Here is a 2522-nt window from a genome sequence, read left to right on the forward strand (position 1 = left end):
GGGCGCGGTGCCGCGAGGGCGGCGGACTCGGCCTCGGGTGCGGCGCTCTCGAACGGCTCCTGGCCTGTGAGCAGGTTCGGCGGCGCCTGCCAGACGAAGGCGTCGATGCGGCCGGAGACCGGGGAGATCGGCTCCCAGGTCGGCGAGGCGACGCCGTCGGCGATCCAGACGGGGTCGCGCGGGGCATGCGCGGCACGCGCCAACCACTCGCGGGCGCGGCCCGAGCCGGCGCCGTGCTCGGCTTCCTCGATCCGCGCCATCATCAGGCAGGTCCGCACGGTCGGGCCGTCGTCGAGGAGCGGCTGGATCGCCTCGCGCGCCTTGGCGAAGTCGCGGGCGTCGAAGGCGGCCTGGGCGAGGGCGAGGCGCGCCTCGGGGGTCCAGGACGAGAGCTTGGCCAGGGTCTCGGCCCGCGTCAGGCGGTCCCGCACGGAATCACCCGTGCGCAGGTTGAGGTAGACCTTGGCGAGGTCCGGGTGCGGGTTGGCCTTCCAGGCCGCCTCGACGATCTTGGCGGCCTTCTTCAGGTCGCCGCGGCGCGCCAGCAGGCGCCCGGCGATGCAGGCGGCGGGAACGAGGTCGGGCGCGAGCTTGACCGCCTGGAGCGCGCGCTCGGTGGCGGCTTCGGGCTCGCCGGCCTCGCGCACCTGCGCCATCGCGGTGAGCAGGACCGCGCGCTGGCGGCGCGCCTCCGCCTTCTCGATCAGCCCGAGGGAGCCGCGGCGCTCGACGATCTCAAGCGCGCCGCCCCAATCGCCGTCGGCGCATTGCGCCTCGAGCACGGCGTCGTTCGCCCAGGTGACGCTGGGGGCGAGGCGTGCGGCTTCCGCGGCGTAGGCGCGGGCGGAGACGTCGTCCTCGCGGCGGCGGGCCTCGACGAACAGGCCGCGCAGGCCGAGCACCCGGGTCTCGGGGTCGTCGACCATGCGCTGGAAGGCGCTCTCGGCCGCCTGTCGGTCGCCGGAGATCTGCGCCGCCTGGGCCTTGAGCAGCAGGGTCAGCGGCTCGGCGCCGAGCAGGCGCTCGGCGTCGCCCGCATGGCGGCGGGCGGCGAGCGGGTCGCCCGACCCGACGGCGACCATGCCGCGCGACAAGGCGGTGAAGCCCTTCGCCCGGCGCCGCTCGCGCGAGCCGTTCACCAGGGTGTCCGGCAGGGTGATGAGGCCGCGCACCACGGCCCAGACCAGGCCGAGCACGATCGCCGCGACGCCGACGCCGACGAGCGCGATGGCGAGGCTGGTGGCCACCTCGTACCCGTTCCACACGATGGTGACCGAGCCGGGTCGGTCGGCGATCCACACCGCCCCGAAGGCGGCGACGGCAAGCAGGGCCAGGAAGGCGAGGGCGCGCCACATGAGGTCGGGTACTCCTGTCAGCCGCGAGAACGGCGTCGCGTCGCGACGAGGTCGTGGGCGGGGGCGTCGGGCGCCCCCGCGGGATGGTGTGTCGCCGCGATCACGACTTGAGACTGATCACGGCTTCGATGCGATCACGGCAAGGAATGCATCAAGGTTTGGCGGCCGGCGCGGTCGTCGGCAGGCCCTTGAAGGCGTCGGAGAGCAGCGCCTGCGCCGCCTGCGCCGCGGCGGCCCGCGCCGTCAGCGTCGCGCCGAAGCCGCCGGCCTGCGCCTTCAGGTCCTGCGGCATCGCCGCGTAGGCCTGCGACGCCTCGAGCAGCGTGCCGCTGTCGAGCGCCGCCTGGACCTTCGCCACCGGATCGGTGTCGGCGGCCTCGGCCGTTTGCGGCGCGTCGACCTTGCGGACCTGCACGATCGAATCCGCGATGCTGAGGAAGCGGCTCTTCAGGTCGCCGTTGGCGGCCACGTCCTTGGAGGCCGCCGCCTTGCGCGCCGCCGCCGCCTTGTCGGTGATCGGCCGGAACTCGGCGGCGAGCTGGTCGGCCGTGGGCGCGCCCTTGTCGGCGAAGGGCGCCAGGGCGTCGATCCGGCTCGTGTCGCCGGTCTCGAGCTTGCGCAGGGTCGCCAGCGGCTCGGCATAGGGCACGCCGGCGTCGAGCGCGGCGGCGATTCGGTCCGCTGTGACGACCTTCAGCGCGGCCTGTACGGTGCTGGCCTCGGCCCGCAGGGCCACCGCCTTGTCGAGGGCCGCGACCTTCTCCGCCTGCTCCTGCAGGCGCCGGTCGAGGGCCTTGGTCGCCGCCTCGGCTGTGCTCCTGCCGGCCTCGGCCGCCTCGCGGCTGGCCTGGGTCGCGGTCTGGACCGCCTCGGTGGCGGCCTTCACTCGGTCGTCGAGGGTCTTCTGCAGGGCGTCGAGGCGCTGGCCGAGCGCCTGGTCGGCCTCGGCGTTCGCCTTGGCGCGCGTCTCCACCTCGCCCTGGAGTGCGGCGAGCTTCGGGGCGAGGTCGGCCGCCGGCGCGCGCGCCGCCTTGTCGGGCGCCTTGTCCTCGAGCGCCTTCACGCGCCCGTCGAGGGCGGCCATCTGCTTCGGCCCATCGCCGGCCTGGGTCGCGCCGAGGCGCGCATCCGCCGGCTGGTCGCGGCCCGGCTCCTCCTGCAGGGCGG

At 75.4% G+C, this 2522-nt stretch carries 1 protein-coding gene and 1 pseudogene; both read right to left on the reverse strand.

Annotated elements, in window-relative coordinates; all coding sequences use genetic code 11:
- A partial coding sequence (locus FV229_RS26445; RefSeq protein WP_147754754.1) for a heme biosynthesis HemY N-terminal domain-containing protein occupies positions 1-1355 on the reverse strand: 1355 nt, incomplete at its 3' end.
- 151 nt (positions 1356-1506) lie between these two features.
- Positions 1507-2522 (reverse strand): annotated as a pseudogene (locus FV229_RS27715) (translation initiation factor 2); the annotation flags it as partial.

Origin of the sequence: Methylobacterium sp. WL120 (genome assembly GCF_008039465.1) — a bacterium.
Lineage (GTDB): Bacteria > Pseudomonadota > Alphaproteobacteria > Rhizobiales > Beijerinckiaceae > Methylobacterium > Methylobacterium cerastii.